The organism is Rhizobium sp. rho-13.1 (assembly GCF_007000305.1).
GTDB classification, from domain to species: Bacteria; Pseudomonadota; Alphaproteobacteria; order Rhizobiales; family Rhizobiaceae; genus Rhizobium; species Rhizobium rhododendri.
This window is the reverse complement of sequence record NZ_SCFL01000005.1, coordinates 18,486-45,083: the sequence shown is the minus strand read 5'-3', so window position 1 is coordinate 45,083 and position 26,598 is coordinate 18,486. Positions and strand designations below refer to the sequence as shown.

24 protein-coding genes are annotated in these 26,598 nt (G+C 63.1%); 2 read left to right on the top strand and 22 right to left on the bottom strand.

Features of this window, described 5'->3' with window-relative positions:
- Nucleotides 1-92: 92 nt before the first annotated feature.
- On the top strand, nt 93-2,468 hold the full coding sequence (locus EQW76_RS15080) for a PAS domain-containing sensor histidine kinase (protein ID WP_142829839.1): 2,376 nt from the start codon (nt 93-95) through the stop codon (nt 2,466-2,468).
- On the opposite strand, the gene EQW76_RS15075 is transcribed toward EQW76_RS15080, so the two are convergent.
- The 9 genes from EQW76_RS15075 to ccmI all read right to left on the bottom strand — a co-directional run bounded on the left by EQW76_RS15075 (nt 2,421) and on the right by ccmI (nt 14,293).
- On the bottom strand, nt 2,421-5,372 hold the full coding sequence (locus EQW76_RS15075) for a bifunctional [glutamine synthetase] adenylyltransferase/[glutamine synthetase]-adenylyl-L-tyrosine phosphorylase (protein ID WP_142829841.1): 2,952 nt from the start codon (nt 5,370-5,372) through the stop codon (nt 2,421-2,423). The genes EQW76_RS15080 and EQW76_RS15075 overlap by 48 nt on opposite strands.
- Nucleotides 5,373-5,522: 150 nt before the next feature.
- On the bottom strand, nt 5,523-6,062 hold the full coding sequence (locus EQW76_RS15070) for an MOSC domain-containing protein (protein WP_142829843.1): 540 nt from the start codon (nt 6,060-6,062) through the stop codon (nt 5,523-5,525).
- A gap of 69 nt (nt 6,063-6,131) precedes the next feature.
- Entirely contained in the window at nt 6,132-7,544 is a 1,413-nt protein-coding gene (locus EQW76_RS15065; RefSeq protein WP_142829845.1) for a HAMP domain-containing sensor histidine kinase, read from the bottom strand.
- The gene (locus EQW76_RS15060; RefSeq protein WP_111220777.1) at nt 7,541-8,218 is read right to left on the bottom strand and encodes a response regulator transcription factor; all 678 of its coding nucleotides are present in this window, start codon (nt 8,216-8,218) and stop codon (nt 7,541-7,543) included. The genes EQW76_RS15065 and EQW76_RS15060 overlap by 4 nt, the downstream gene beginning before the upstream one ends.
- Nucleotides 8,219-8,383: 165 nt before the next feature.
- Entirely contained in the window at nt 8,384-9,937 is a 1,554-nt protein-coding gene (locus EQW76_RS15055; RefSeq protein ID WP_142829846.1) for a Do family serine endopeptidase, read from the bottom strand.
- Between the two features lie 159 nt (nt 9,938-10,096).
- On the bottom strand, nt 10,097-10,519 hold the full coding sequence (locus EQW76_RS15050) for a cytochrome c-type biogenesis protein (protein ID WP_142829848.1): 423 nt from the start codon (nt 10,517-10,519) through the stop codon (nt 10,097-10,099).
- Nucleotides 10,520-10,695: 176 nt separating this feature from the next.
- Nucleotides 10,696-12,684 carry a heme lyase CcmF/NrfE family subunit gene (locus EQW76_RS15045; protein WP_142829850.1) on the bottom strand — a complete coding sequence of 663 codons (1,989 nt, stop codon included), beginning with the start codon at nt 12,682-12,684 and terminating at the stop codon, nt 10,696-10,698.
- A complete protein-coding gene (gene ccmE / locus EQW76_RS15040) occupies nt 12,681-13,130 on the bottom strand; it encodes a cytochrome c maturation protein CcmE (protein ID WP_111220349.1) in 450 nt (149 codons plus the stop codon). The genes EQW76_RS15045 and ccmE overlap by 4 nt, the downstream gene beginning before the upstream one ends.
- The gene (gene ccmI / locus EQW76_RS15035) at nt 13,127-14,293 is read right to left on the bottom strand and encodes a c-type cytochrome biogenesis protein CcmI (RefSeq protein ID WP_142829852.1); all 1,167 of its coding nucleotides are present in this window, start codon (nt 14,291-14,293) and stop codon (nt 13,127-13,129) included. Before ccmI ends, ccmE begins: the two co-directional genes overlap by 4 nt.
- 190 nt (nt 14,294-14,483) lie before the next feature.
- Between ccmI and EQW76_RS15030 the strand changes: the two genes are divergently transcribed.
- A complete protein-coding gene (locus tag EQW76_RS15030; RefSeq protein ID WP_142829854.1) occupies nt 14,484-15,389 on the top strand; it encodes an LD-carboxypeptidase in 906 nt (301 codons plus the stop codon).
- Nucleotides 15,390-15,398: 9 nt separating this feature from the next.
- On the opposite strand, the gene EQW76_RS15025 is transcribed toward EQW76_RS15030, so the two are convergent.
- The 13 genes from EQW76_RS15025 to EQW76_RS14965 all read right to left on the bottom strand — a co-directional run bounded on the left by EQW76_RS15025 (nt 15,399) and on the right by EQW76_RS14965 (nt 26,428).
- Nucleotides 15,399-15,827 carry a hypothetical protein gene (locus EQW76_RS15025; RefSeq protein WP_142829856.1) on the bottom strand — a complete coding sequence of 143 codons (429 nt, stop codon included), beginning with the start codon at nt 15,825-15,827 and terminating at the stop codon, nt 15,399-15,401.
- Between the two features lie 103 nt (nt 15,828-15,930).
- Complete coding sequence (locus EQW76_RS15020; RefSeq protein WP_142829858.1) at nt 15,931-17,331, bottom strand: HAMP domain-containing sensor histidine kinase; 1,401 nt, start codon at nt 17,329-17,331, stop codon at nt 15,931-15,933.
- Nucleotides 17,321-17,992 (bottom strand): response regulator transcription factor, encoded by a 672-nt coding sequence (locus EQW76_RS15015; protein WP_111220345.1) that lies wholly within the window; start codon nt 17,990-17,992, stop codon nt 17,321-17,323. Before EQW76_RS15015 ends, EQW76_RS15020 begins: the two co-directional genes overlap by 11 nt.
- A 47-nt stretch (nt 17,993-18,039) precedes the next feature.
- The gene (locus EQW76_RS15010; protein ID WP_142829860.1) at nt 18,040-18,288 is read right to left on the bottom strand and encodes a hypothetical protein; all 249 of its coding nucleotides are present in this window, start codon (nt 18,286-18,288) and stop codon (nt 18,040-18,042) included.
- 133 nt (nt 18,289-18,421) lie between these two features.
- Nucleotides 18,422-18,634: a hypothetical protein gene (locus EQW76_RS15005; RefSeq protein ID WP_142829862.1), complete on the bottom strand. Its 213-nt coding sequence runs from the start codon at nt 18,632-18,634 to the stop codon at nt 18,422-18,424.
- Between the two features lie 22 nt (nt 18,635-18,656).
- A complete protein-coding gene (locus tag EQW76_RS15000) occupies nt 18,657-22,490 on the bottom strand; it encodes a glycoside hydrolase/phage tail family protein (RefSeq protein ID WP_143122961.1) in 3,834 nt (1,277 codons plus the stop codon).
- Nucleotides 22,491-22,852: 362 nt separating this feature from the next.
- Nucleotides 22,853-23,290 (bottom strand): NlpC/P60 family protein, encoded by a 438-nt coding sequence (locus EQW76_RS14995; protein ID WP_142829866.1) that lies wholly within the window; start codon nt 23,288-23,290, stop codon nt 22,853-22,855.
- Nucleotides 23,287-24,177, bottom strand: a complete 891-nt coding sequence (locus EQW76_RS14990; protein WP_142829868.1) for a DUF2163 domain-containing protein — start codon at nt 24,175-24,177, stop codon at nt 23,287-23,289. The genes EQW76_RS14995 and EQW76_RS14990 overlap by 4 nt, the downstream gene beginning before the upstream one ends.
- Nucleotides 24,174-24,815 carry a DUF2460 domain-containing protein gene (locus EQW76_RS14985; RefSeq protein WP_143122960.1) on the bottom strand — a complete coding sequence of 214 codons (642 nt, stop codon included), beginning with the start codon at nt 24,813-24,815 and terminating at the stop codon, nt 24,174-24,176. Before EQW76_RS14985 ends, EQW76_RS14990 begins: the two co-directional genes overlap by 4 nt.
- Before the next feature lie 8 nt (nt 24,816-24,823).
- Nucleotides 24,824-25,399 carry a phage tail tape measure protein gene (locus EQW76_RS14980; protein WP_142829871.1) on the bottom strand — a complete coding sequence of 192 codons (576 nt, stop codon included), beginning with the start codon at nt 25,397-25,399 and terminating at the stop codon, nt 24,824-24,826.
- A gap of 35 nt (nt 25,400-25,434) precedes the next feature.
- Nucleotides 25,435-25,677 carry a rcc01693 family protein gene (locus EQW76_RS30160; RefSeq protein ID WP_142829873.1) on the bottom strand — a complete coding sequence of 81 codons (243 nt, stop codon included), beginning with the start codon at nt 25,675-25,677 and terminating at the stop codon, nt 25,435-25,437.
- Entirely contained in the window at nt 25,659-26,021 is a 363-nt protein-coding gene (locus EQW76_RS14970) for a gene transfer agent family protein (RefSeq protein ID WP_142829875.1), read from the bottom strand. The genes EQW76_RS30160 and EQW76_RS14970 overlap by 19 nt, the downstream gene beginning before the upstream one ends.
- On the bottom strand, nt 26,021-26,428 hold the full coding sequence (locus EQW76_RS14965; protein WP_111220336.1) for a phage major tail protein, TP901-1 family: 408 nt from the start codon (nt 26,426-26,428) through the stop codon (nt 26,021-26,023). The genes EQW76_RS14970 and EQW76_RS14965 overlap by 1 nt, the downstream gene beginning before the upstream one ends.
- Nucleotides 26,429-26,598 lie beyond the last annotated feature (170 nt).

Below are 26,598 nucleotides of genomic sequence, written 5' to 3'. Positions count from 1 at the left end.
TCACGCCCTCTGGACAAGCCGAATCGCGAATGATTCATTGGCGCAGGTTCGGGCGAGCGGCGCCGCGAATCACACGAGGTTCAGGGCGAGATATGGTGGACGTGCGGCGGGCGACTGCGGCCGAGGGGCGGCTGCGTGTCAATTTTGACGATCTTAAATCTTGGCATGACGGTCTTATCGACCGTGCGGGGGTAAGCGTCGGCAACGTTTCACGCAATTTTTCCAAGGCAGAAAACATCCTCAAGCGGGCAATCCCGATCCTGATCCTCGCCTTTCTCTCCGTCGTGGCTGCCTCGCATATCGTAGCGATGGTGATGGAGCACGGCCGCATGGAAACAGCGGCTCGTCATTCCACGGTTCTCTCCGCGTCTGTCGCATCCGCCGCTTTTGCCCATGACGTGACATTGTTCGATGTCGGCGACAGGGATGCGGCCGAAGCGCGGCTTCGCACCTTCCTGCCGCAGGACAGGCTCGACAGCGGCGACTTCGTGCTGCTTGTGCAGGCAAGCGGCCGCGTCTTTGCCTCTTCCATCGACGGGGTCCGGTACGTCGGCCTGACGATCTCGGACTTCTTTCCTGAAGTCTCAACCATTCGCCGGTTCGGGGACGGCGGCGGCGTGATCGAAACCACCATCGGCGGCCTGCCCTACTACGCCTCGATCGCGCTTATCGGCGACAAGGGCGGGTTCATCGTGTCGGCCGTGTCGCTGGAACAGATCGGCCGCCTGTGGCGCGACGAGCTCACCCTGAACGTGACGCTATTTGCCGGGATTTCATCGATCCTGCTGGTCATCCTCTACGCCTACTACATGCAGGTCCGGCGAGCCCGGGATGCAGACGAGACTTTTCTGGAATCCAACCTGCGCGTCGAGACTGCCTTGTCGCGCGGACGGTGTGGCCTTTGGGATTTCGATTTTGCCAACCGCGAATTCTTCTGGTCGCGCTCGATGTACGACATGCTCGGCCTGCCCGCCTCGGACAAGACGCTATCTTTCGGCGACGCGGCCCGCCTGATGCATCCGAACGACAACAGCCTGTATGAGCTGGCGCGCGCCGTCGCCAAAGGCAAGGCCGGCCAGATCGACCAGATCCTGCGTATTCGCCATGCCGGCGGTCACTATGTGTGGATGCGGGTCCGTGCCCAGGTTATCCGCACCAATTCCGGCCAGGAGCACATGATCGGCATCGCGATGGATGTCACCGAACAGCACCGGCTGGCGCAGCGCTACGCCGAAGCCGACCAGCGGCTGGCGGATGCTATCGAATGTACGTCGGAAGCCTTCGTGCTCTGGGACAAGAACGACCGCCTGGTCATGTGCAACGCCCACTATCAGCAGGCCTACGGGCTTCCAGACAGCGTCCTGATGCCCGGTACCGAGCGTTCGGCCGTGGCGGCAGCCGCAGCCCGTCCTGTGATCGAGCGGCGCATCGCCGATGCGGACCGCTCTGGCTACTCCGTCACCACCGAAGTGCAACTTGCCGACGAGCGCTGGCTGCAGATCAACGAGCGCCGGACGCGCGATGGCGGCACCGTTTCCGTCGGCACGGACATCACGCTGCTGAAACGCCACCAGGAGCGCCTGCGCGAATCCGAGCGCCGCAACAACGCGACCATCGACGACCTCTCCGCCTCACGGCAGACTCTCGAGCGCCAGAAAGCGGAACTCTCGATTGCCAACACAAATTACCTGGCCGAAAAAGACCGCGCCGAAGCGGCCAACAAGGCTAAGTCCGAATTCCTCGCCAACATGTCGCATGAGCTGCGCACGCCGCTCAACGCCATTCTAGGTTTTTCGGAAATTCTGCAGAACCAGATGTTCGGTCCGCTCGGATCGGAAAAATACGACGAATATGCCCGCGATATCCACGACAGCGGCAAGCATCTCCTCAACGTTATCAACGATATTCTCGACATGTCGAAAATTGAGGCCGGCCATGTCAAGCTGTCATGCGAGACAATCGACCTGGTGCCTTTGATCGAGGAATGCCTGCGCTTTACTTCCGTGCCCGCTGCTTCGAAGAATATTCAGGTGGAGCAGCGCTTCTTGACAGGCAGGACGCTGACAGCCGACCGTCGAGCCATGAAGCAGATCCTGCTCAACCTGCTCTCCAACGCCGTCAAGTTCACCAACAATGGCGGGCGGATCGCCGTGCGCCTGCGCGATGTCAGCGAGGGTGTCATGCTGACGATCGCTGACACCGGTATCGGCATCCCGAAATCCGCACTCGGCAAGATCGGCCAGCCCTTCGAGCAGGTGCAGAACCAATACGCCAAGAGCAAAGGTGGGTCCGGTCTCGGACTTGCCATCTCTCGCTCACTGGCAACGCTGCATCAGGGCACCATGAACATCCGTTCTCGCGAAGGCGTCGGCACCGTCATCTCCGTCTATATTCCGGACCAGCCAACCTCGACGGGTGCCTTACCGCACGAGGACCGCATGAAATATGCGGCGCGTCGCGTCGCCTAGGCGGCGGAGTTCAGCTTCCAGTGTCACCACATCCGGGCAATCGCCGGCGTGGGCCACGAGATCGATCAACCCTGCCGGCGCTTGTGCGGGATCGAAGACACCATCGATGCAAAGCCGGATCAGCTGCGACAGCTCGGTATAGAGCGCCAGCGCCTGCCGGCACCTGGCGAGATCCTGCTCGGGGATGAGACCGGGGCCGAAGCGCGCAAGCGCTTCCGCGGTAGTAAAGCCCCGGTTTTCTTCCGCCGTAACGGCGAGCGGCGACACCAGCCGCGCATATTGGCTGAGGAACTCGATGTCGATCTGGCCGCCCGGCATGTGCTTGAGATCCCACACTCCGGCGGGCGGCTTCTCGGTATCGACGAGTGCCCGCATGTCCGCCACGTCAGTGGCGATCTTTGGCTTGTCTGCGGGCGCTGCGAGAATGCCGGCGATGATCCGTTCGGCATGCGAGACCAGTGTCGGGTCGCCGCAAACCAGCCGGGCCCGGGTCAGAGCCATATGCTCCCAGGTCCAGGCTTCCTCGCGCTGATATTTCTCGAAGGCATTGATGCGGGTTGCAACCGGCCCCTTGTTGCCCGAGGGCCGCAGCCGCATGTCGACCTGATAGAGAATGCCCTCGGCCGTCGGCGCAGACAGGGCGGCGATCAGGCGCTGGGTGATGCGGGTGAAATAGCGGGTGGCGTCGAGCGGCTTCTGACCATCCGAGCCGGTTGCGCCATCGTCGTAGTCGTAGAGCAAAATAATATCGACATCGGATCCGGCTGTGAGTTCGAAGCTGCCCAGCTTCCCCATGCCGACGACGGCGATGCGGCCGCCGGGGAAATTGCCGTGCGCCAGGCTTACTTCGGTTTGAACAGCATCCAGCGCCGACGCGATGACGAGATCGGCCAGATGGCTGAACGCCCGTCCCGCCATCTCTCCCGATATCGCACCGGTGAGCAGCCTGATGCCGATCAGGAAGCGCTGCTCTGCGGCAAAGATGCGGAGTCGGTCGAGTGTGTCTTCGTAGTGCCGGGCGGGCTGCAGGAAGCTTTCGAGGCGCGAGGAGAGGTAGTCACGCGTCGGCAGCTCGGTCATGATGCCCGGATCCAGCATGCCATCGAAGACATGTGGGCGCGCGGCGATGATATCGGCTAGCCGTGGCGCCGCCGACATGATGGTAACGAGAAGGCCGAGCAGCACGGGATTGTTGCCGAGCAGAGAAAAGAGCTGGATGCCGGCCGGCAGTCCAGCGAGAAACTGATCGAAGCGCAGTAGCGCCTCGTCGGCCCGCGTACTTTCCCCGAAGGCGCGCAGCAATTGCGGCATCAGTTCCGTCAGACGCTCCCGTGCCTCGACCGATTGGGTCGCGCGATATCGGCCGTAATGCCAGGTGCGGATGATACGGGAGATATCGGCCGGGCGGGTAAAGCCGAGACGCTGCAGGGTCTGGAGTGTCTCGGGATCATCAGCCTGGCCGGTAAAGACGAGATTGCCGGCCTCGCCGGATAATCCCTTCTCGTACTCGAAAAGTTGGGAATAGCGCTTTTCGACTGTCTTCAGCACGGACACAAGCCGCTCCGAAAAGCGCGGCAGGTCCGCAAAGCCCATCATCAGCGCGATGCGCCTCAGTTCGGGGTCTGTCTCGGGCAGCAGGTGGGTCTGCTCGTCACGCACCATCTGGATGCGGTGCTCGACATCACGGAGGAACCAGTAGCCCTCGGTCAACTCGTCGCGCGTTTCCGCATCTATCCAGCCTGCCCTGGTCAGTTCAGCAAGCGTTGCCTCCGTTGCCCGGCTGCGCAGCGACGGCATGCGTCCGCCGGCAATCAACTGCTGGGTCTGGGCGAAGAATTCGATCTCGCGAATGCCGCCCCGCCCGAGCTTGACGTTGTGGCCCTTCACGGTGATCGCGCCGTGGCCCTTGTGGACGTGGATCTGCCGCTTGATCGAATGGATATCGGCGATGGCGGCGAAATCCAGATATTTGCGGAAGACGAAGGGCACGAGATCGCGGATGAAGGCTGCCCCGGCCTCCCGGTCGCCGGCCACGGGGCGGGCCTTGATGAAGGCGGCGCGCTCCCAGTTCTGTCCCCTGCCCTCGTAATAGATCATCGCCGCATCGACAGGCATGGCAAGGGCGGTGGCGCCAGGATCGGGTCTCAGGCGCAGGTCTGTGCGAAACACATATCCGTCGGCCGTGCGCTCCTGCAGGATGCGGACGAGCCGCCGCATCAGTCGCGGGAAGATCTCTATCGCGTCGTCGGGATCGGCAACGATGCCGGCCATCTCGTCGAAAAAGATGACCAGATCGACATCGGATGAATAGTTCAGTTCCTCTGCCCCGAGCTTGCCCATTCCGAGAACGATCAGGCCGGAGCCCTGGCTTGGCGCCGTGACGTTCACCAGCGTCAGCTTGCGGGCCTCGTGGGCCGACAGCAACAGGAAGTCGATTGCTGCGGAAATGGAGGCCTCGGCAAGTCCGCTCAGCAGGCGGGCCGACGTCTTTGCATCGAACAGCCGGCCTAGGTCGGCGAGCGCGATCAGAAATGCCGTCTTGCGCTTGATACGCCGCAGCCGGGCCATCAGCTCGGTTTCGGAAGGGGCGACGCCGTCGACGGGCCGCCACGCCTCCCGGGCATCGGCAACCAACCGGTCGATCTGCGACAGCAACGGCACATTGATCGCGGATGCGAGCAGAGGCGCGTCGAGCTCGGCGGTATCGCGGAGGTAGGGTGAAAGCGTGAAGACCGCGACGATAAAATCCCGCAACGCCGTATCGCCGTCCAGCAACGCCGCTATTGTCGGCTCGGTCTTGCCAAGGGTCTTCAGTCTGGCCAGGGCAGATTTGGCTTCGGCCTGGCTCAACGGTCGCAGAAGGCCGGGAGCCACGGTATCCAGTCGATCTGTCGATGGGGTCACACAGCACTCCGGCCTGTTCAAGCGGTCGTGGTCAGACGCCCCGGCCAACAGGCGCGACGCTGATTGCCAGCCAATCTAGGACGAAGTGCACTCCCCGCCAATAGCGTTGATCGCGATGGTTCGCGACAAGGGCATGGCAATGATTTTCTCTTACACACGTTCCAGAGGGCGGTGCGGCAACGGAGGCAGGTCGGCCGCGATCTGGTCGCCGGGCTGCACTCTGCCGCCAGAAAGCACGATGGTCATGACCCCGGCCTTGCGGACGATGTTGCCGTCTTTTCCGGTATAGACGACCTTCTTCAAAAGCCCGGTCCGGAAGTTTTCGATCTGGGCGCAGGGATTGCGCAGGCCGGTCACCTTCAGCCTCACGTCGGGTCCGATCTTCAGGATCGTATCGGTCGGCAGTTCCAGAAGCGAAATTCCCTCGGTCAGGATGTTTTCGCCCAGATCGCCCGGCTGCAGCTCGAACCCCTCGCCTGCGAGTTCATCGAGCAGTTCACGCTCGATCAGGTGGACCTGACGGAGATTGGGCTGGTTCGGATCGACAGCCACCCGCGAGCGATGCTGCACCGTGACGCCCGCATGGGCATCGCCCTCAACGCCCAAATTCTCGACGATCTCGATGCGATCGACCACAGCCTTGGAGAACTGGTGCACCTGATCACGGGCGACGGAAATGACTGAAGCCATGGCGTGAGGTCCTCATTGAAGTTGTTCACAGCGGTAATATGGGTCGATGTCCGATTTGTGAAGGCCGCCCTACGCCTTGCCGGCGTTCGCAAACACCATCGTCGCGGTCAGGCCGCGGGCCTCGCTGCTGTCGGGGTCGGTATCGGAAAGCTGCAGCTTGCCGCCGTGCAGTTCCATGACAGCTTCGACCAGCGACAGGCCGAGGCCGGTGCCCGGCTTCGAGCGGCTTTCGTCGAGACGGAAGAAGCGTTTCACCACGTCTTCGCGCCTTTCTACCGGCACGCCTGCACCACGGTCAGCGACACAGAGCGTTACGCCATCGGCACCACGGCTGAGCTTGAGAATGACCTCCGGCTGACCATTGCCGCCAGGCGCGTATTTCAGAGCGTTGTCGATGAGGTTGAACAACGCCTGGCCGATCAGTTCGCGATTGCCCTGGATTTCAACGCCGGGCTCTATCTCGGCCGTGAGGACAAGCCCGGCATCTTCGGCGACCGGCTCGTAGAGTTCGGCGGTGTCGGCGACAATGGCGGAGAGATCGACCGTGGTCATTTCGGCTGCAACCGCGCCGGCCTCAACACGGGAGATCATCAAAAGAGCGTTGAAGGTGCGGATCAGTTGGTCTGATTCGGCGATGATGCCTTCGAGTGCGCCGCGCCGGCGATCCTCGTTGTCGATGTCGAGCGCGTCGACCGCCTTGTTGCGCAGACGAGTCAACGGCGTCTTCAGGTCGTGGGCGATGTTATCGGAAACCTGGCGCAGGCCTTCGTTGAGCTTCTCGATGCGCTCCAGCATGGTGTTCAGCGAATCCGACATGCGGTCGAACTCATCGCCGGAACCGCCGACCGGAAGACGCTGCGACAGGTCGCCGGCCATGATCTTGCGGCTCGCATCGGTCATCCGGTCGATGCGGCGGAGCGCATTGCGGCCGATGCCGAACCAGATCACCAGTGCCCCGACACCCATGATCGCCAGCGCCAGCATCAGCGCCTGGCGTACGAGCAGACGAAACCGCTCGGGCTCGCCGAGGTCGCGGCCGATCAGGATGCGCAGGCCGTTGTCGAGCGTGAAGATGTTGGCGATGGCGAGGTGGCGACGCTCGGCGCCGGTATCGGCATATCGCTCGTAGGTGAAGGGGACTTCGGTCCAGCCCTGGTCGTCGAAGGTGCCGGGCTGTACGGACGCGACGTTGCCGGCAAGAATGACGCCCGTAGGGCTCGCAATAACGTAAAGATTGGCTCCCGGTTGGCGAGCGCGGCGCTCCATCGTACGCAGCAGAAGGTTAAGGCCGCCGCCCTCATAGGCGTGCTTGACCTGATTGACTTCCTGGCTGACGGCATCGCGGATCTGGCCCGTCATCAGCCGCTCGGACATGGATGTCACGTAGAACACCAGCGTCGCAGCGCAGAGCGCGAAAAGCAGGATGTAGAGGGCGGACAGGCGGACGGCGGTGGACTTGAAGAGGACGCGGAAGCGACTCATCCCTCGTCCTTGATCATGTACCCTGCCCCGCGAATGGTCTTCAGCAGCGGCATGTTGAAATCCCGCTCGATCTTGGCACGCAGGCGCGAGACGTGGACATCGATGACGTTGGTCTGGGGATCGAAGTGGTAATCCCAGACATTTTCCAGCAGCATGGTGCGGGTCACCACCTGGCCGGCGTTCTTCATCAGGTATTCCAGCAGGCGGAACTCGCGCGGCTGCAGGACGATCTCCTTGCCGGCCCGGCGGACCTCGTGGGACAGGCGATCGAGTTCGAGATCGCCGACGCGGTACAGCACATCCTGATCCGGCGTGCCCTTGCGGCGGCCCAGAACTTCGACGCGGGCGAGCAATTCGCTGAAAGCATAGGGTTTCGGCAGGTAGTCGTCGCCGCCGGCGCGAAGGCCTGTGACGCGGTCGTCGACCTGGCCGAGCGCCGAAAGGATCAGCACAGGCGTATGGATCGCCTTGCGGCGCAGTTCGGCGATGACCGAAAGCCCGTCGCGTCGCGGCAGCATACGGTCGATGACCATGACGTCGTAGGTGTTTTCCGAGCCCATGAAGAGGCCGCTCTCGCCATCGCTGGCGTGATCGGCAAGTATACCGGCCTCGCGGAACGCCTTTGTCAGGTAAGCGGCGGCCTCGAGATCGTCTTCGATGATCAAAATCTTCATGTGCGTGACATTACCCGCCGGCGGTACTGCTGCACAACCGGAATCGGCGGCGTTTGATTTTGGCTGGCTACCGGTGGTCATGATTTCACCCATGGTTGCTTTGAAAACAAGGAAGCCGTGCAGGCGGGGGCTTGCACGGCTTCCTCCACGTTACTTTCTCCGCGATCAGCCCTGGCTGAGCGGCAGAGCCACGAAGCGGCTGCCGTTGTCCGACTGGATCTGGAAGAGCGCGCGGGTGCGGCCGTCCTTCTTCGCCTGGGTAATGACCTTGGCGATATCCTGGGCGTTGGCGACCTCCTGGTTATTGACCGAGGTGATCTTCTCGCCTTCCTTCACGCCCTTGTCGGCAGCGTCGGAGTCCGGATTGACGCCGGTGATCGCGACACCCTTGCCATCGTCGGACGGACCGACGGTGAGGCCGAGATCGGTAAGCGCCTTTTCCGAGGCTGGCTGCTGCGGTTCTGCCTGCGGCGCATTGTTGCCGTCGGCCGATGCCTTCTGCTCGGCAGGCAAGGTTCCGAGGTCGACGGTGACAGACTGCGACTTGCCGTTGCGCCATATGGCGACCTCGACCTTCTTGCCCGGCGCCATGGCACCGATGCGGCGTGCGAGATCGCGTGGGTCCTTGATAGGTTCGCCGTTGACTGCGGTCACTACGTCGCCGTTCTTGATACCGGCCTTCTGGCCCGGCGAACCTTCCTGCGGCGAAACGACAAGCGCCCCGGCTGCCTCGGAAAGTCCGAGCGATTCGGCAATGTCCTTGCTGACGGGCTGGATCTGCACGCCAAGCCAGCCGCGCGAGACGGAGCCTGTCTTGATGAGGTCGGCGACGACGTCCTTGGCGGTCGTCGAAGGGATCGCGAAGGCGATGCCGACGCTGCCGCCCGATGGCGAGAAGATGGCCGTGTTGATGCCGACGACTTCGCCGCTGAGGTTGAAGGTGGGGCCACCGGAGTTGCCCTTGTTCACGGCCGCATCGACCTGGAGATAATCGTCGTAAGGGCCGGAGCCGATGTCGCGGCCACGGGCGGAAATGATACCGGCGGTGACCGTGCCGCCCAGACCGAAGGGATTGCCGACAGCGACGACCCAGTCGCCAACGCGGACCTTCTCGTCGTCGGCCCATTTGACGTAGGTGAACTTGCGCTTGTCGTCGACCTTGAGCACGGCAAGATCGGTACGCGGATCCTTGCCGATCAGCTTGGCATCGAGTTCTGTGCCATCGCTGAGCACGACGACGAAGGCGGCACCGTCGGAGACGACATGGTTGTTGGTGACGAGGTAGCCGTCATCGGAGATGAAGAAGCCCGAGCCCTGGGCAACCGGACGGAGGCGACCCTTGTCGGCATTCGGCTTCTGCTGCTCGCCCTGCATGCCCTTGCCGTTCGGCTGCTGGCCGAACTGCTTGAAGAACTTCTTTAGCGGATGATCGTCCGGCAGGTCGTCAAAACCGCGACCGAGCCCGAAGCTGTCGTCCTCATCGGCAGCCGCGGGGTTGACGCGGGACTCGACACGCACCGACACGACGGCGGGAGACACGGCATCGACGACATTGGCGAAGCTTGGAACCTGCGGCGCCTGGACGACCACGGCGTCTGCATAGGAATTGGAAATCATGGCTGGGACGCCTGTCGCCAGGGCAGCAACAGCAATGCCGGCGACAGCGGAAGCCTTCAAGGCAGTGCTGCGCGTCAGGCGGCCTTTGATGGTCTCGAACATGTGCGTTACCTTCTCTTTCGTCTGGACTGGCGCCGTGGGGTCAGCGGCGATCAGTTGATGGAAAGGATATAGGATCTTGCACGTTACGGTGAACTGTCCGGCCCATGAAATGTTGGTAATGTTGCAGAATGTTTCCGCCAAGGTGAAGAAACCGAAACGTTACTTGCCGAGCAATTCCTCGAGACGCGCTTCCTCGTCGGGAGTAAGACCTGTGCCAGTCGGCTTACCGCCACGGCGACGGACGAAAAGTGCCATGGCGAGGCCGCCGACGGCCAAGAGGACAATAGGGGCGCCCCAGAGCACATAGGTCTTTTCACTAAGCCGAGGCTTCAGCAGCACGAACTCGCCGTAGCGGGAAACGATGTAATCCAGCACTTGCCGGTCGCTGTCGCCATCCATCAGCCGCTTGCGCACCAGCAGGCGAAGGTCGCGGGCAAGATCCGCGTTGGAATCGTCGATCGACTGGTTCTGGCAGACCATGCAGCGCAGTTCGGTCGAGATCGCCCGCGCCCGCGCCTCGAGACCTGGATCGGGCAATACCTCGTCCGGATTGACGGCAAGGGCCGCCACGGGGAACAGCATGAGGACCAGGAGTATCGCGATTGCGGCGAGAGCCCCCCTCTGTCCCTTCGGGACATCTCCCCCACAAGGGGGGAGATTAGCCGAGACGTTAGAGCCAAATAGGGAAAAGAATGATCTCCCCCCCTGTGGGGGAGATGTCGGCGCAGCCGACAGAGGGGGGTATAACCCCCACGCTCTCATTCCGCCGGCTCCATCGCCACGCGCACAGGCTTGGCACGGCGGCTGGGGGCGCCGATGCGCAGGCGGCGGTCGCTAAGCGAGACCATGCCACCGAGTGCCATGATGATGGCGCCGCCCCAGATGCAGACGATCAACGGTTTCCACCAGATGCGCACGACAATGCTGCCATTGGCGCCGGCATCGCCGAGCGAGACGTAGAGTTGGCTGAGGCCGAAGGTCAGGATCCCGGCTTCGGTGGTGGCGCTCTTGCGGGCGGTGAAGATGCGTTTGGCCGACGAGACGGTGGCGACCGCGACGCCGCCGCGACTGACGGTGAAGGTGCCGCGATCCTCGGTAAAGTTGGGACCGATGCCGGGCTTCATGCCGTCGAAATGCAGGCTGTAGCCGCCGAGTTCCGTGGTTGAGCCGGGCTTCATGTCGAGGATGTTTTCAGTCTGGAAGGTGCTGACGGCGACGATGCCGAGAACGGTGACGCCAAGTCCGGCATGGGCGAGCGCCGAGCCGAAGGCGGATCGCGGCAGGCCGGCAAAACGCCGCCACGCCACGTCGGCGGCAACCTTGCCGATGCCGGCCCGGAACCAGAGGTCCGTGGCCGCGCCGAAAATCAGGAACAGGCCGGCGGCAAGGCCGAGAACGGCCATCACCGGCCCGCCATGCTGCACATAAAAGAGCACCAGCGCCGCGACGAAGGCAAGGCCCGCCGCCGTATAGAGCCGCTGGAAGGCGCCCAGCAGGTCGCCGCGCTTCCAGGCGAGCAGCGGTCCGAAGGGAACCGCCAGCAGCAGCGGGATCATCAATAGGCCGAAGGTCAGGTTGAAGAAGGGAGGGCCGACAGAGATCTTGTCGTCGGTCAGCGTTTCCAGCGCCAGCGGATAGAGCGTGCCGGTGAGCACCGTTCCGCAGGAGACTGTGAGAATGAGATTGTTCAGCACTAGCGCCCCTTCACGCGAGATCGGCGCGAACAGCCCACCGGACGTGAGGCGCGGGGCGCGGAAGGCGAACAGCGACAGCGCACCGCCGATGAAGATCAGCAGGATGCAGAGAATGAACACGCCGCGCGTCGGGTCGCTGGCAAAGGCGTGCACGGAGGTGAGAACCCCGGAGCGCACGAGGAACGTGCCGAGCAGCGACAGGGAGAAGGTCAGGATCGCCAGCAGCACCGTCCAGATCTTCAGCGCATCGCGCTTTTCCATGACCAGCGCCGAATGCAGCAGCGCGGTTCCGGCAAGCCACGGCATGAACGAGGCGTTCTCGACCGGATCCCAGAACCACCAGCCGCCCCAGCCGAGCTCGTAATAGGCCCAGTAGGACCCCATGGCGATGCCTGCCGTCAGGCAGATCCATGCCGCCAGCGTCCACGGCCGCACCCAGCGCGCCCAGGCCGCGTCGATGCGGCCCTCGATCAGCGCGGCGACGGCAAAGGAAAAACAGACGGAGAAGCCGACATAGCCGAGATAAAGCAGCGGCGGATGGATGGCGAGGCCGATGTCCTGCAGCACCGGGTTGAGATCCTTGCCCTCGGCCGGCGCCGGGTCGAGGCGGATAAAGGGATTGGAGGTCAAAAGGATGAAGAACAGGAATGCTACCGAAATCCACGCCTGAACGGACAATACGTTGGCTCGCAGCGTGTCCGGCAGATGGCGGCCGAACAGGGCGACGAGGGCGCTGAACAGGGCGAGGATCAGCAGCCAGAGCATCATCGATCCCTCGTGATTGCCCCAGACGCCGGACACCTTGAAGACCATCGGCACCAGCGAGTGGGAATTTTCCCAGACATTGGCGACCGAGAAGTCGGAGACGACATGGGCATAGGTCAGCACGCTGAACGAAAACGCGACCAGCGCAAACAGCAGGATCGAGCCCGGCCGCGCCACGTCCATCATTGCCTGATCGAGCCTGCGCGCACCGACCATCGGCAGTGTCGCGACAATGATGGCGGTGGCCAAGGCCAGAACCAGTGCGTAATGGCCGAGCTCGATGATCATTTGCTGGCTTCCTCGCCTTTCCAGACGCCGTCCTTCTTCAGGCGGTCGGCAACCTGCTTGGGCATGTAGCGCTCATCATGCTTGGCGAGCACCGTGTCGGCAACGAAAACATCGTCGCCCGGCTCGAAACGCCCCTCCGTGACGACGCCCTGCCCCTCTCGGAACAGATCGGGCAGGATGCCGGTATACCGGACCTTGATGGCGTCGCTGCCGTCGGTGACGGCAAACTGCACCGTCGTCCCCTCGCCGCGCACCACCGACCCCTCGCCGACCAGGCCGCCGAGCCGGATCAACGTGCCGGGCCCGACCGGCTTCTTGGCGAGGTCGCCGGGCATGTAGAAATAGGCGACTGACTGGCTGAAGGCGAACATCACCAGCAGCACGGCCGCGATGATGAAGCTCATGCCGCCACCGATGACGGCCAGGCGTTTCTGCTTGCGGGTCATGGCGTGGCACCTTCAAGAGGAAGACCCAGCTGGGTTGCAAGGGCGGCGAGTTGCTGGCCCTTCTCGCCGCTGGCCGGGAAAGCCACCAGTCCGCGTTTCAGCGCATCGGCCGCCCGCTCCCTGTCGTTCAGCACGGCATAGGATCGTATCAGCCGCATCCATCCTTCGAAATTGTACGGGTCCTGCCGGAGCTTGGCATCGAGCGTGTCGACCATGCCCCTGATCATCTGCTGGCGGTCGCCGGCGTCCATGGTCTGGGCAGCAGCAACCTGCGCGGCATCGGGGCCGCCGGGCGCCTTCGGGTCGGCACTCTTCGCGTCCGCAGTCTTCGGGGTTGAAGGCGTGCCGCCGTTCTTGGCGATATGCTCGTTGACAACAGGCAGCCAAGGGGCATCCGCCGGAGATTGGCTGGCGAGGGCGGTGAAGGCATTTCTCGCCTCTTCCGCCTTGCCTTCCTGCTCGAAAGCCAGCGCCAGGTAAAACTGGGCGCGCGGGTTGTCGGGCTGAAGCTGTATCGATTGCTGCAGCACTTCGCGGGCTTGTGCAGTGACCATGCCGTCGGAGGCAGCCATCAGTGTGTCGGCAAGGTTGCCAAGCCGATCGGGTGTCGGCCCCAGCAGCCTGATCGCGTTGCGATAGGCAACCTCGGCATCGAGCAGGCGCATCGTCCTGAAATAGATCGGCGCCAGAACATCCCAGCCTTTTCCGTCATCCGGGTGTTCTGCCAGATGGCGCTCGGCCTTGGCCACCAGAATGGCCATGTCGTTGCCGGGATTGTCGAGCCTCGCCTGGAGCGGCTGCGACGGGAGACCGGGATCGCCGGTCCGCAAGTAAAGACAGAGCCCGAGGGCAGGCAGAAGAACGATGATGAAAGCCTGCGCCAGCCGGTAGGTCTTGCGTCCGGTCTGTGCCGGCCGCGTCTTCTCGGGAGCAGCCGAGACTGCGAGCAGGCGGCGGCCGATTTCCGCCCGGGCGTAACCTGCCTGTTCGGCGGTAATCGCCCCTCCTGCGAGATCGCGGTCGAGTTCTGCAAGCTGGTCCCGGTATACGGCAGCTTCGCCCTCGCGGCCAAGCGCTACCGCCTGCGCGCCGCGCAACAACGGCCTGAGTAAAACAGCCCCGACACTGGCCGTCAGTACGGCGACGATGATCCAGAACAACATGGATTTCCAATACTTGAACGGCCAAGACATTCCAATCACCAAAGCGATAATCGCAGAGATTTGAGGCGATTGGTCGCAAGCATCCTAGAGGCGCAGTGAGGCGCAATCATGCCGGGATTTTGCAGCCGCTTGCCGGGCCGTATCATCGCCGCTAAGTCTTGTGCATCATTCGACGCGACGGGAGATACCGATGGCCGTCATCCCACCGACGCTGACGGTTGGCGACAGGGTCCGGCTCGTTTCGCCAGCCAGCCCTCCCGAGCGAGAAAGTGTGCTTGCCCAGACCGCGATCCTCGAAGGCTGGGGGCTGCAGGTCGAGTTCGGCGACCACATCTTCGATAAAAAAGGATATCTTGCCGGCGAAGACGACGACCGGCTGGCCGACGTCAACGCAGCATTCCAGGATCCTGGGATTCGCGCCATTTTCGCGACGCGGGGTGGCAAGGGCTCCTACCGCATCGCCGACCGTCTCGACTTCGACGCCGTCCGCAGGGATCCGAAATTCATGGTCGGCTTCAGCGACATCACCGCGCTGCATCTCAGCCTTTATCGCCACTGCGGCCTGGTCGGGCTTCACGGTGCCGTCATGCCAAATGCCGACGGAGCCTTCGATGCAGAAAATTGCGAGGCCATGCACGAGGCGCTGATGCTGCCGGGTCATGCCTCCATCTTCTCGCGACCGGACGAGTTGACTGCGGCGCTCACCACATCCGGCCATGTAAGGGGTCCGCTTATCGGCGGCAATCTCGATATGGTGGCAACGACTGCGGGCTGGGCACTGCCACCGCTGGCTGGCGCCATCCAGTTGCTAGAGGCAGTCAACATGATGCGTGGGCAGTTGGATCGCCAACTCACAATGCTCCGCAAGGCGGGACACCTTCAGGGCGTGGCCGGAATAGCGCTTGGCCAGTTCACCGGGTTCGAGACGCCGCGTGTAATGTCAGCCATCGATATTCTAAGGGAGCATCTCGAAACGCTCGGCGTTCCGGTTCTCGGCGGACTGCCGCTCGGGCACGGCATGTCGCCGCTCGTCGTTCCGATCGGCCGCGACGCTGTGCTGGACACAGAGAGCTTGACGCTCTCATTTCCCGACTAGACCGAAAACCTATTCCAGCGGTGTCCAGGTGCCGTTGTCGTTGCGGCAGGCGGAGCCGCGTGCGACGGTCTGCTTGCCGTCGACAGTGACAGTATGGGTGTACTGGCGGCAATTCTGCGATCCCACCTGGTAGGGCGCAGCGGCGACCACCTGGCCGCTCATCGTACGGCCGCTCCAGACCACCGGCTGGCCGCCCGGGGCTGCCTCCAGGGCGCGATATTCCGCTTCCAGCGCGCGCTGCTTGTCGCTGTCGCTCATCGTCAGCCCGGTATTGCCGATTATGCCACCGTCGAGCGCAGTAATGAAGGTCGCCGAGGAGTTGCTCTTGATCGGCGACAGGCGCGCCAGAGCGCCTTTTCCAGCTGTAGTGCTGCAGCCGGATAGGGACAGGGCGGCCAGGAGGGCGGCAGCGGTCAAAGAGGAAATGCCAAGCTTCATGCAACCGAACCAGAATTAACTGCCAAAAAAATAAAATATCGTTCCGTGGTCTCCACAGGGCATCCCCATGGCGCGTATGATCTTTCTGTCATCATGCCGTCTCTCACGCAACATCCTTTACGATGCCCGGCAGAATTAAGGCTGCCTGCAAACCACCCGCGCTGCCGCGCGAGAGGGTCAGCACTCCCTGATACTCCGCGGTGATCTCGCTGACGATCGACAGGCCAAGGCCTGTGCCGGGCTTCGTCTCGTCGAGACGGCGGCCGCGTTTCATCGCCTCGCGGATCTGATCGGGCTCCAGTCCCGGACCATCGTCCTCGACGGTAAGCGCGACCCAGTGGCGCCGGGCGGGATCGAGACCCTTCACGTCCGGGGCGGCCTCGCTGGCTGTGACAATCACCTTTGTCTTCGCAAAGCGGGCGGCGTTCTCGAGCAGATTGCCCACCGTTTCCTCCAGATCCTGCTGCTCCATCGCCAGCGCCAGACCGGGGGAGACAGTGAGCTGGAACTCGATCTCGGTATTCAGCCGCCGCATCACCCGAACCAGGCGCTCAAGCGCCGGCTCTACGTCGGTCCGGGCAAGTACCGATTCCCGCTGGGCTGCGATGCGGGCGCGGTTGAGGTAGGACTGCACCTGGCCCTGCATGGCCTCGGCCTGACCTTTGACGAGATCGCCATGCGACTGATCCAGCACGCGCGACTCGTTCAGCAGCACGGCGATCGGCGTCTTCAGCGAGTGGGCGAGATTGCCGACCTGCATGCGGGCCCGCTCGACGATGCGGCGATTGCTGTCGATCAGCGCATTGACTTCGTTGGCAAGCGGCAGGATTTCGCGTGGGAAATCGCCCTGCAGCCGCTCGCTTTCACCCGCCCTGATGCGCTCGAGAGCACCACGCGCCTCGTCGAGCGGCCTGAGGCCGTAAAGAATGGCAAGCGCGTTGACAATCAGGCTGCCGATCCCGAAGACGCCCAACGCTAGATAGAGGCTGTGGGAAAAGGTTTCGACATCGGCTTCGATGACGCCGATATTGCCGGTCACCCGGAACCGTGCCGCACGGCCATCCCCTTCGACGAACACGATCTCCGTCTCTGCCACCTGGACCCGGTTGCCGACGCTGTCGGTGACGATGTAGTACCGTTCGTAGGACTTGTTGAAAGGCGCTTCCATCACTGACAGGACCGGCAGGTTGACCGAACCCAGCGAGGGGGACACCAACGGCGCTGACGTGAAGGTGCCTAGCGGCTCAACGATCCAGTACCAGCCTGTCTTCGGCTGGGCATAGCGCAGGTCGCCGAGTTGTGGGTTGCCTGTCAGCGTGCCCTGTTCGCCGATAGTGACGGAATTGATGACGTTATTAAGCTGCGCCCGCAAGAGGTCTTGGAAACCGCGCTCCGCGCTATTTCGGTATAGGGTCGAGATGACGAAGCCGATGGCCACCAGCGCCATGGCAGACCAGATCGTGGTCAGCAGCAGGACGCGGGCGGTGAGAGACTTAATTATCATTGGTCGGCGCTTGAATACGATAGCCCAACCCCCGGACCGTTTCGATGAGATCAACTCCCATTTTCTTGCGCAAGCGGCCCACAAATACTTCTATGGTATTGGAATCGCGGTCGAAATCCTGATCGTACATGTGCTCGACGAGCTCGGTGCGCGAGACCACCTCGCCCTTGTGATGCATGAGATAGGCGAGCAGGCGATACTCGTGCGAGGTGAGTTTCAACGGCTTGCCATCGACGCTCGCCTTTGAGCTTTTGGTGTCGAGCCGCACCGGGCCGCAGGTGATTTCGGAGGAGGAATGGCCGGCAGCCCGCCGGATGAGCGCACGGATGCGGGCGAGCACTTCTTCCACATGGAATGGTTTGGCCACGTAGTCGTCGGCACCGGCGTCGATGCCGGCGACCTTGTCGCTCCAGCGGTCGCGGGCCGTCAGCAACAGCACCGGCATTCCCTTGCCGGACGCACGCCATTTTTCCAGCATGGTGATGCCGTCCATTTCCGGCAGGCCGATGTCGAGGATGATGGCGTCGTATGGCTCGGTATCGCCGAGATAGTGTCCCTCTTCACCATCGAAAGCGACATCGACGACGTAGCCGGCCTCTTTCAGCGCGTCGGCAAGCTGCCGGTTCAGTGTGACGTCGTCTTCAACTACGAGAATGCGCATGTTTCCGCCCAATTCCTAACGATTCGCGATACCTGACGAGGCTCCTCCTACATCGGAACCTTTACAGTCACCTTACGCGGGCGCTCCCCATTGCCCTGAACGAGAACTGTTATGACGCAGCTGTCGCCGGACGGCTGGACGGACAGAAGCTGCCCGCCGGTCTTCTCGACCACCTGCGACGCCGCATCGCTGCAATCCGACTTCGCTCGCGCGACAAGCGTCGGCGTCGTCACCGGCAACACAGCCGATCCCGCCATGATGGCGAGTACCGCTGCTACGCTCAAGGATGATGCCATGCTCATTAACTTCCGTGGGGGACAATAACGTGAGCGAATAGTTACTCAAAGCCGTCTGAATGGCAAATGAATGGGCATAGATATCCTGTGCCCATCCTGTATGGGGAACGGCATTCCCCGAAAGCAGCGTTGGCTAGCTGGCTTTGATCGCGGTGCTGGCAGCGATGCGGCCGTAGACTGCCAGCAATCCGCCCACTGCGCCGGCGATCGAAACGGCGGAGTTGACGATCGTCGCCTGGTCCGCCTCGCCAAGTTGAAGCCCCTTCATCTGCAGGACGGACGACCCGATCGCCAGCAACGCGCCCCAGATCGTCTTCGAATAGTACCAGTGTTTCCCGTCTTCCATGCTCTACTCCTCTGGTTGAAAACTAGACTGCCACGACGGCAGCGGCCGGAATGCCGATCGGCACCCGCTGGCCCATCTGCGAAATGACAATCTCAAGATGGGGCTGGGTCGCGCCGAAATCGGCGATCTCGTCGCCCGCCGAATAGGTCCATCCGGCCGTAACGACCTCGACCCGCCGTTTCAGCACCCCGCCCTGCATGAGATCGACACGGTAGCGCTCGGTCGGCTCGTCGAGGGCAATGTCGGACGGTATCCAGTTGTCCGCATCGATCCGCCCCCGGCGTATCCAGGTGAAGACAGCCGCCCCTTCCGCATTCCGGCTCCCGGCGATGTGGACCGGCGACAGCGGCGTCTCGGCGCGGATACCGCCTGCAAAGACGATGGGTCCTGCCCGGTCGTTCGATCCTGGCGCCTCGGCGATCCAGTTGAGGTGCAGGCCCATCTCGCCGCTGGCAAGGCCGAGCGGTTTGACGGCCGCGTCGAGTATGACGAACGGAGCATGTGTGGCAATGCCTGCCGCCGTAGCATCCTCCGTTCCCGCCAGCCCGCGCAGCAGGCCTGACAGCCGCCAGCGTTTAGCCGCAATTTCCTCCGCCTCGATGAACGCGCCGATTTCCCACATTCCCGGGACGCTCTGCACCGCAAAGCGATTGGCGCCGTTGAGCACCGAGATCTTCAGTGCCGACTCCAGCCCGCCATAGGCAAGATCGACGGTAAGCGACTGCGACCAGTCGAACCGACCGCTGACGCCGGGAAATAGTGGCGCCACGACCGAGCCTATCTTTGCCGGACGGTCGAGCATCACGCGCCGGGCAAACGCCTCGGTGGATGGTGACGAGGACAGGACGGTCGTGCGCCACGGTCGGGCGTAGACGGCACCGCATGCAAAATCGCTTGGCGAGCCGCTTTCGAACTGCGGCAGGTCCATCAGTTCGACGACAGGGGCAAAGACATCAGAGGCCGCCCCGCCGCCACTCGCCTTTACCGGCGTCGAGGCTGCGATCGCGCCGCCGCCAAGCGATGCGAACTCGCGCGCTTCGATACTTCGCGCGGCACCGTCCTCAATGCGGGTCACCAGGAAGCGGCCTTCGGGGCCATCTGCCATGGAAATCACATCGCCCGGCTGGAGGTGACTGGCTGTCGGCGAAAGCGACAGGGTGACCGAGCGGCGCGAGGCCCTGTTGTCGCGCAACAGATTTTCGGCTGCCTGCAGCGCCGCTTCCTCCGGCACGACGGCGCCGAGATCGTTGCGGAGCACGCGATTCGATGCAGAGGGTGCCCGCCTCGAGCGGACGCTGGCCTGCTCGTAGTCGGCCAGGGGGTCGTAGAAAGTGACGATGGCCTCGGCGGCGAAATCGCTGTCGTGGCCGCGCGTTTCCTGCCAGAGCGGCTGGCTTTCGACATCGACGACGGCGGAAATAAGAATGGGAGCCAGGCTGGCCGCAGCCCTCGAGCGAAACCGTAGCACAGGACCGTCCTCGATCACGTCGATCTGGAAGATCTCAAGGAGCGGCGTCAGCATGTCGCGAGCGGAGGTGACATCTCCCTGGGCATAGCCGGAGAGGTCTCCGCTCACCTCGGAAACATCGAAATCGGTGAAATTCTGATCCGTCAGGATGGCAGCGATAACGTCGGCTAGGGTGCCGGCGCCGAGCCGTCCGTTCAGCCAGTGCCCCGTCCGCCAGTTACTCCCATCGCTCCAAAGGCCGGTATCGACAGGGAAAGCAGGATAAGGCCGCGCATCCCAGGTCCAGACGAAAATACGATTGGGATCGACGACGCCGGAGCCGGCCCAGTGATCGTGGTGGGCCTCGAGAAAGCGGCGCTGAACGCTGTCGGCACGCATGCAGTTGGAGAAATAGGGCGCGGCAGATTCCACCGATTTCGGGTCGAGAAAGACGTTCGGCTGGTTGGCGCCCTTGTCCATTGCCGGGCATCCAAGTTCCGTCAGCCAAATCGGCTTTGCATGGGGTACCCAGGCTGTCGGCGTGGTGCGCTCGACACCCCCGACGCGCTCATAATGAAGGCTGCTCCACCAGCTACCGATATCCTTGTAGCGAAACACCCAGGGCTTTGCCGCAAGGCCGTCCGAAATCGCCGACCGGTCCCGCGCAATCCTGTCAGCGGCGCTTGAGTAGTACCAGTCGAAGCCTTCACCGCTGTCGATTGCCGCCGTCATGCCCGCAAGATCGTCCTGGATGCGGAAGCCGTCGGGATTGGCCTTTGCGAGGTCATCGTCGCGCCAGTCGGACAACGGCATGTAATTGTCGATGCCGACGGCGTCGATATCCGGCGAGGCCCACAGCGGGTCGAGATGGAAATAGACGTCGCCGGAGCCGTCGTCTGGATGGTAGCCGAAATATTCGCTCCAGTCGGCGCCATAGGTGAGCCTTGTCGCGGGGCCGACGATGGCACGGATGTCTGTCGCCATCGTCGCCAGAGCCTGTACGAAGGGAAAGCTGCCGCCGGCATCGCGCAGTTGCGTCAACCCACGAAGTTCCGAACCGATGATGAACCCGTCGACGCCACCCCCTGCAACAGCCAGATGGGCGTAGTGCAGCAGCATGCGGCGATAACCTTCGTCAGTGCCGTGATAGGCGACCGCCGCGCCGTCCATGGAAAAATCGGTTGAGGAGGCCGCGCCGCAAAAAGCCGCAACCTGTGCGCCCGCCACAGCTGTCCGGTCCACCGTGCCGGGCCTGCCGATCGCCGGGAAGGCGGTGATCCGGCCGCGCCACGGATAGGCCGCCTGCTCCCCTGCCCCTTCCGGATCCGGGAGCCCGTTGCCGAGCGGAATATCCATCATCAGGAACGGGTAGATGAAAACGCCCAGCCCGCGCTGCCTGAGATCGGCGATTGCCTGCAATACGCTGGCGTCATCCGGGGTGCCGCCATAAGCAGGCGTACCCTCGCTGAGGCTGATCAGATGGGCGTCCGCGCGGTTGATACCCGACACGGACCACCGACTGCTCTCGCTGTCACGGGCCAGCGTCTCCACGCCGGGAACGATGCGGCAGTGCCCGGCGCGCAGATCGGTGCCGAACCAGGCAACGACGAGTGCGACGCTTTTCAGATTGGGACATAGTGCCGTCAGTTCGTCGAGCGAGGCCTGCCAATCGGTCGTCGCTGTCAACACGTTGCGGTTGATGGCGCGCATGCTGCCGGCACCGGTTTTTTCGGTTACCCGGGTCGTGCTGTAACCGTGCTCTGTCGAGCCCGGAATGATCGTTACCGCGCGGATCTGCCGCTCCAGGCGCCCGATCGGCCGCACCACCTCGAACTGGAACAGCGGAATGCGATTACCGAATGTATCGAGTGGCAGTCGTTCGAAGACGACGTAGGCAATTCCCCGGTACGCCGGTGCATGGCCTGCGCCCTGCTTGGCCTCGATCAGCGGATCCGCCAGTTGGTCTTCGGAGCCTCTGTAGACGCGCATCTCGATCTGGGTCAGATCCACCTCCTTGCCATCCGCCCAGACGCGGCGGATGCAGGCGATGGGTCCCTCGCAAAGGCCGACGGCGAAGTTGGCGAAATAGCGGAATGTCTCGACACGCGACCCGGTCGACTTGCCGCCGGAGCGCTCGGTGGAGACCTCCTCCTCGAAACGGGTCGCCCATATCAAGGTGCCTCCCAGTCGTGCAGTGCCGTAGAGCCAGATGATTGCCGCCCCTTCGTCGGCACCCGGAATGCGCGCCGTCGCCATTCTCGCACCCGAAACGGTGCGGCTGCCGTTGATCAGCGCCTTATCGACGACGCTGCCCGCCAACGCACCTGCGGCCCTGCCGATCATCGCGCCGACCGGTCCGAAAACACTACCGAGAGCAGCACCCGCCGCCTGAAAGAGGATGGTTGCCATGAACATCTCGCTGAGTTGGACAAGGGAGGTCAGCGCCGGGAAATCCCGCGCTTGAAAATACCCTTTTAAATTGTATTGTCGTCAAAGATCGGGAGCAGAAGCAGAAAGCGTCGTACCAGCCGGCGCGTCGGCGAGCATTGGCTACGCCGGCATTGGCAAAGGCCTTGCTCTCGAACATGGAGGTGAGGTTATGTGGTGGTTTCCACTTAGCATCACGCTTACTGTGAGAAAAACCCGGACGGGCTGGTTTGTAACCGTCCGGGTCCACATCATAGCGTAGGCAAACGGTGAGCGAGGTTAGCGCTTCGCTCACCACTTCAAAATACTAAAGGTTGCGCCCTTTTGCAAGTGACCGCCCTTGTCTAACGCGGCGGGAAGCGGAACGTGGCGGCCACCCGTCTGCGCCAGGACGGTACGAATGGCGAGCGGATCACGGCTGCCTGTTCGTAGGCGTGGATGAAATGTCCGGCATGATCGAGAATACCGGCATGCTTGGCAGCATGCTCCGCTCGCCAGCGAAACAGGAGGAGATCGCCCGGCTTTGCATTTTCGAGGCACCCGGATGGTCCGAAATGCCGAAGCGCTGCGTTCAACAGACGGTCTTCGCCGCTGCGCTCCGCCCAGTCCTGCGCGTAAGCAGGAGGCAACTCCGGATCTTCACCGTAGAGTCCGCGCCAGATACCCCTGACGAGACCAAGGCAATCGCACCCCACGCCTTTACTGGCGCCCTGGTGCCTGTAGGGCGTGCCAATCCAGCTTTCGGCAATCTCCAGCACCTGTCGTGCAACATCTTCGCTCATGGAAACAACGGGCTCCCGTCGTGCAGGCTCGTCCCGTCCGCGTAGGTGTAGGCAAAGTCGGCGCCCGGCATGTGCGGGCAGCCGCGAAAATTGGCAGTATTGGCAAACTTGGCGCGGCAGGTGGTGAACGCCTTGTCGCAGCCGGCCGTCAGCGCAACGCGGGTGCCGATCTCGGGCGCGTCTGACAGGGGCAGCCAAAGGGTCAGTTGCGTTACCGCGCCGCTGGTCGAATGGCTATCGACATCGGCGGCCGTGCCACTGTTTCGCCCATCGAGAAGAACCATGCTGCCTCGCGCGAAATAGCCGTCAGCGAACCCGGCAATGCCGGTTAGCGTCATCCTGGTTGCATCTTCCACGGACGCGACAAGTCCCTCAGCGCGGTATTGCGGCAAGGCGAGATCGATGCCGCACCTGGGGTCGCCGACGATGGCGTCGCAGCGGCGGTTGTAGATGCGTCCCTGCGGTTCGGAGAGGCGGGCGGCGAGACTGCGCAACTCCGCCTGGAACTGGCCGATCTGGCGGGTGACAGCGCCGATCTCCTGCACCTTCAGGAGCAGATGCTGGTCGGGCGCGGACCAGTTGACGAGATAGACCTCAACACGAGCCGCGTCGTAGCGGCCGGCGGCGAGGTCCGCCTCGGAAATGGCATCGCTTGAGAAGCCTCCGGTGACATCGCTGGTGGTTGCTGGCAATCCGGCCTGTTCCTCGCCGTCGCTGGCTGCAAAGCCGCTTGCCGCGAGAAAACGTGTATCAAGAAAATTAAGGTCATGGTCGTGGTCGGTGAAGCCAAGAACGATATCGTCGCGGCGGATGACACGCCAGCAATGGCACAACGTTGTGGCGTCGCCGGCGAGATGGGCAGCCAGCGCCGGATCGATCGTTCTCATGGCAAGATCTCCACCAGGGGAATGGAAGGGATGCGGCCCGCCTGAAAGGCGGACAGGCTGATATCGATGCGGTCGATGGCAAACCTTACGGGGACATCGAAGGCAAAGCCGGCGGTCACTAAAACACCCGCCGCCGGAATGGCGTGGCTTGCAAAGACGACAAGGCCTGTCGCCGGATCGCAGGAGACGTCGCCTGCCGGAACGGCGATGCCTCCGACGGCCACCAGCACAGAGCCGGCCACCGGCTTTGCGATCCCGCGCACGGACTGCCCGGCCATATCTGCATAGGTCTTCGTAAGCGGGAAACTGGTCGTCGTGCCGTCACCCGTGCCGATCGGCTGGTCGAGGGCCGTCACCGGTGCGCCGGGCGGTGCGGATGCGAAGTCGATGGGATCGCGAAACCTGAAGCCGGAAAGCTGGCCGCTGCGGGCCTCGAAGAACGCCAGTACCTCATAGAGATCGGCGACAGAGCGGACGCCAGAGCCGGCGTCGTAGCTGCGGCGGGCATCGCGCCAGCGGCTGTTGCGGCTTTCGCGGCCGTTCGACAGGTTGACAATATCGGTGCGCCGCACCGGCCCGCCGCTGGTGGCCAGCGACAGGCGCAGCGGAAAGCGGATATCGTGGAATGCGAGGGTCATCGGTAGCCTCAAAGATTGCGCTGGCCGCGCAGTGCCGTGCGCGCCAGCATGGCGGAAATCTGCGCCTGGCTTTTCTGGAAGCCCTGGACATCCGGCGTGGTGATGTTGACGACAACGGACGAACCGCCGCCGCCTGAACTCGCCACTCCGAGCGAGCCGTCGGAGCCGCGCTTCAGCGGCAGGATCGCTTCGGAGCCCGCCTTGCCCATAAGCCCGAGATCGCTGCCCATCGGAAAATAGGTTGGCGAGGCTACTACACCGCCGTCGGCAAAGGCCGTTACGTTCCCGGGTACGCCACCCTTGGCAAAGCCGAACAGCTTGCCGATGCCGCTGCTCAGGCTGTCCGCAGCGCCGCCGAGTGCCGTTTCGAGCGGCTTCAACCCGGCCGACAGGGCGATATTGGTCAGCCGGCTGGCAAGGCCCTGCAACACGCTGTCGAGCCCCTTGCCGCCTGTGGTCGCAGACGTCAGTGCGCTGCCGAGCGCCGAACCGAACGACCGTGAGCGGCTGTCGAGATCGTCGAGGGTATGCTTCAAGGCCTGCGCCTCGGTGTTGGTGTCTGAGAGATCGGTTGTTTCGGTCATCGGGTTCCTGCAGCTCGGTGCAACGTTTGATGGGATCAGTCCGGAAAGAGCACCATCATTGCGGCCAGTCCGGCGCGGTCGAGCGACGAACTGTGCGGCGACAGGCCTCCGGCCATGGCGTGGAATTCAATGGGCGTCATCGCCCAGAATATGCCGGGGGGAAGCCGCAGCAGGCAGAGGCCGACATGCAAGGCACGATGCCAGGGAAAGGCTGTTGGCCCTGCCCTGTCGGCCCCGTCAACTGCCTCGCCTGCTGCGGCTAGCGAGGGCCCGGCGATGCCTGCTCCTGATCGCCGAGAAACGTTGCCGCCAGCAGATTGCCAACGATAGCCGCCGTGGCAGCGATGCCGCCGCCGATGCCGGCCGCCGCGACGTCGTCGTCGGAATAGACGTTACCGCCTCCCCGCAGGCCGGCACCGAGGATGCGGATGAGATCGGCCGCCTTAAGGCCGCCTTGCGAAAATCTTGCCGCCAGGCCGGCGAGATCGTCGGCAGCAAACGCGGTCTCGAGTTCGGCCAGTGCGCCGAGCGTCAGGCAGAGGATGCGGCGCTCGCCGTCGATTTCCGCCTCGATCTCGCCGCGGCGACGATTGGCGCGGGCACCTGTGCGCGGGCGCAGCATCACAGCACCCCGAAGGTGATGACGCCTGCCGATTCCAGTGCGATATCGAAGGTAACCTCGCCATTGTGCTCGCCGCCATAATCGAGCGCCGATACCTGGAACGCACCGCTGACGGTGCCGAAATCGGGAATGACAATCTGCCAGGAGAGGATCGATCCGTTGAAAAAGGCGGTTCGGATCAGGGCGTCCGACGCATGATCCTTGAACAGGCCCGAACCGGAAAGCCCGGCGCGCTGGACGCCGGCGCCGCCAAGAAGCTCGCGCCACCGCCCGGCGCTCTCGGCATCGGTGATATCCACCGTCTCGGCGTTGAACGACAGCTTTTTGCTGCGCAGGCCCGCCACCGTCTCGTAAGCGCCGCCATTGTCGATCTTCAACAGCAGGTCCTTGCCTTTCTGCGCGACCATCGGGATATCCTTTCAAGGAAAATGCGCCGTAACCGGCGCTTGCAAAACCGGAATTTTCTGCGCGCCGGACATCGGCAAAAGGCAGCGTCCGGACGTCATCGAGATGTCACTTTCAACGCCTCGGCCAAGCTGCTACGCAAGGTCACAAACAGGTCACAAAGCACCGCTTT

Coding starts and splice junctions, on each gene's coding strand:
- EQW76_RS14980 (WP_142829871.1), bottom strand. CDS start 25,399: ATGACCGAAACAACCGATCTCTCAGACACCAACACCGAGGCGCAGGCC.
- EQW76_RS15020 (WP_142829858.1), bottom strand. CDS start 17,331: ATGATAATTAAGTCTCTCACCGCCCGCGTCCTGCTGCTGACCACGATC.
- EQW76_RS15070 (WP_142829843.1), bottom strand. CDS start 6,062: ATGGCTTCAGTCATTTCCGTCGCCCGTGATCAGGTGCACCAGTTCTCC.
- EQW76_RS15050 (WP_142829848.1), bottom strand. CDS start 10,519: ATGCTGTTCCCCGTGGCGGCCCTTGCCGTCAATCCGGACGAGGTATTG.
- EQW76_RS14990 (WP_142829868.1), bottom strand. CDS start 24,177: ATGAGAACGATCGATCCGGCGCTGGCTGCCCATCTCGCCGGCGACGCC.
- ccmE (WP_111220349.1), bottom strand. CDS start 13,130: ATGACCCGCAAGCAGAAACGCCTGGCCGTCATCGGTGGCGGCATGAGC.
- EQW76_RS15025 (WP_142829856.1), bottom strand. CDS start 15,827: ATGAAGCTTGGCATTTCCTCTTTGACCGCTGCCGCCCTCCTGGCCGCC.
- EQW76_RS14985 (WP_143122960.1), bottom strand. CDS start 24,815: ATGACCCTCGCATTCCACGATATCCGCTTTCCGCTGCGCCTGTCGCTG.
- EQW76_RS15005 (WP_142829862.1), bottom strand. CDS start 18,634: ATGGAAGACGGGAAACACTGGTACTATTCGAAGACGATCTGGGGCGCG.
- EQW76_RS15055 (WP_142829846.1), bottom strand. CDS start 9,937: ATGTTCGAGACCATCAAAGGCCGCCTGACGCGCAGCACTGCCTTGAAG.
- EQW76_RS15015 (WP_111220345.1), bottom strand. CDS start 17,992: ATGCGCATTCTCGTAGTTGAAGACGACGTCACACTGAACCGGCAGCTT.
- EQW76_RS15010 (WP_142829860.1), bottom strand. CDS start 18,288: ATGGCATCATCCTTGAGCGTAGCAGCGGTACTCGCCATCATGGCGGGA.
- EQW76_RS14995 (WP_142829866.1), bottom strand. CDS start 23,290: ATGAGCGAAGATGTTGCACGACAGGTGCTGGAGATTGCCGAAAGCTGG.
- EQW76_RS14970 (WP_142829875.1), bottom strand. CDS start 26,021: ATGCTGCGCCCGCGCACAGGTGCCCGCGCCAATCGTCGCCGCGGCGAG.
- EQW76_RS15000 (WP_143122961.1), bottom strand. CDS start 22,490: ATGGCAACCATCCTCTTTCAGGCGGCGGGTGCTGCTCTCGGTAGTGTT.
- EQW76_RS15060 (WP_111220777.1), bottom strand. CDS start 8,218: ATGAAGATTTTGATCATCGAAGACGATCTCGAGGCCGCCGCTTACCTG.
- EQW76_RS14965 (WP_111220336.1), bottom strand. CDS start 26,428: ATGGTCGCGCAGAAAGGCAAGGACCTGCTGTTGAAGATCGACAATGGC.
- EQW76_RS15045 (WP_142829850.1), bottom strand. CDS start 12,684: ATGATCATCGAGCTCGGCCATTACGCACTGGTTCTGGCCTTGGCCACC.
- ccmI (WP_142829852.1), bottom strand. CDS start 14,293: ATGTTGTTCTGGATCATCGTCGCCGTACTGACGGCCAGTGTCGGGGCT.
- EQW76_RS15080 (WP_142829839.1), top strand. CDS start 93: ATGGTGGACGTGCGGCGGGCGACTGCGGCCGAGGGGCGGCTGCGTGTC.
- EQW76_RS15065 (WP_142829845.1), bottom strand. CDS start 7,544: ATGAGTCGCTTCCGCGTCCTCTTCAAGTCCACCGCCGTCCGCCTGTCC.
- EQW76_RS15030 (WP_142829854.1), top strand. CDS start 14,484: ATGGCCGTCATCCCACCGACGCTGACGGTTGGCGACAGGGTCCGGCTC.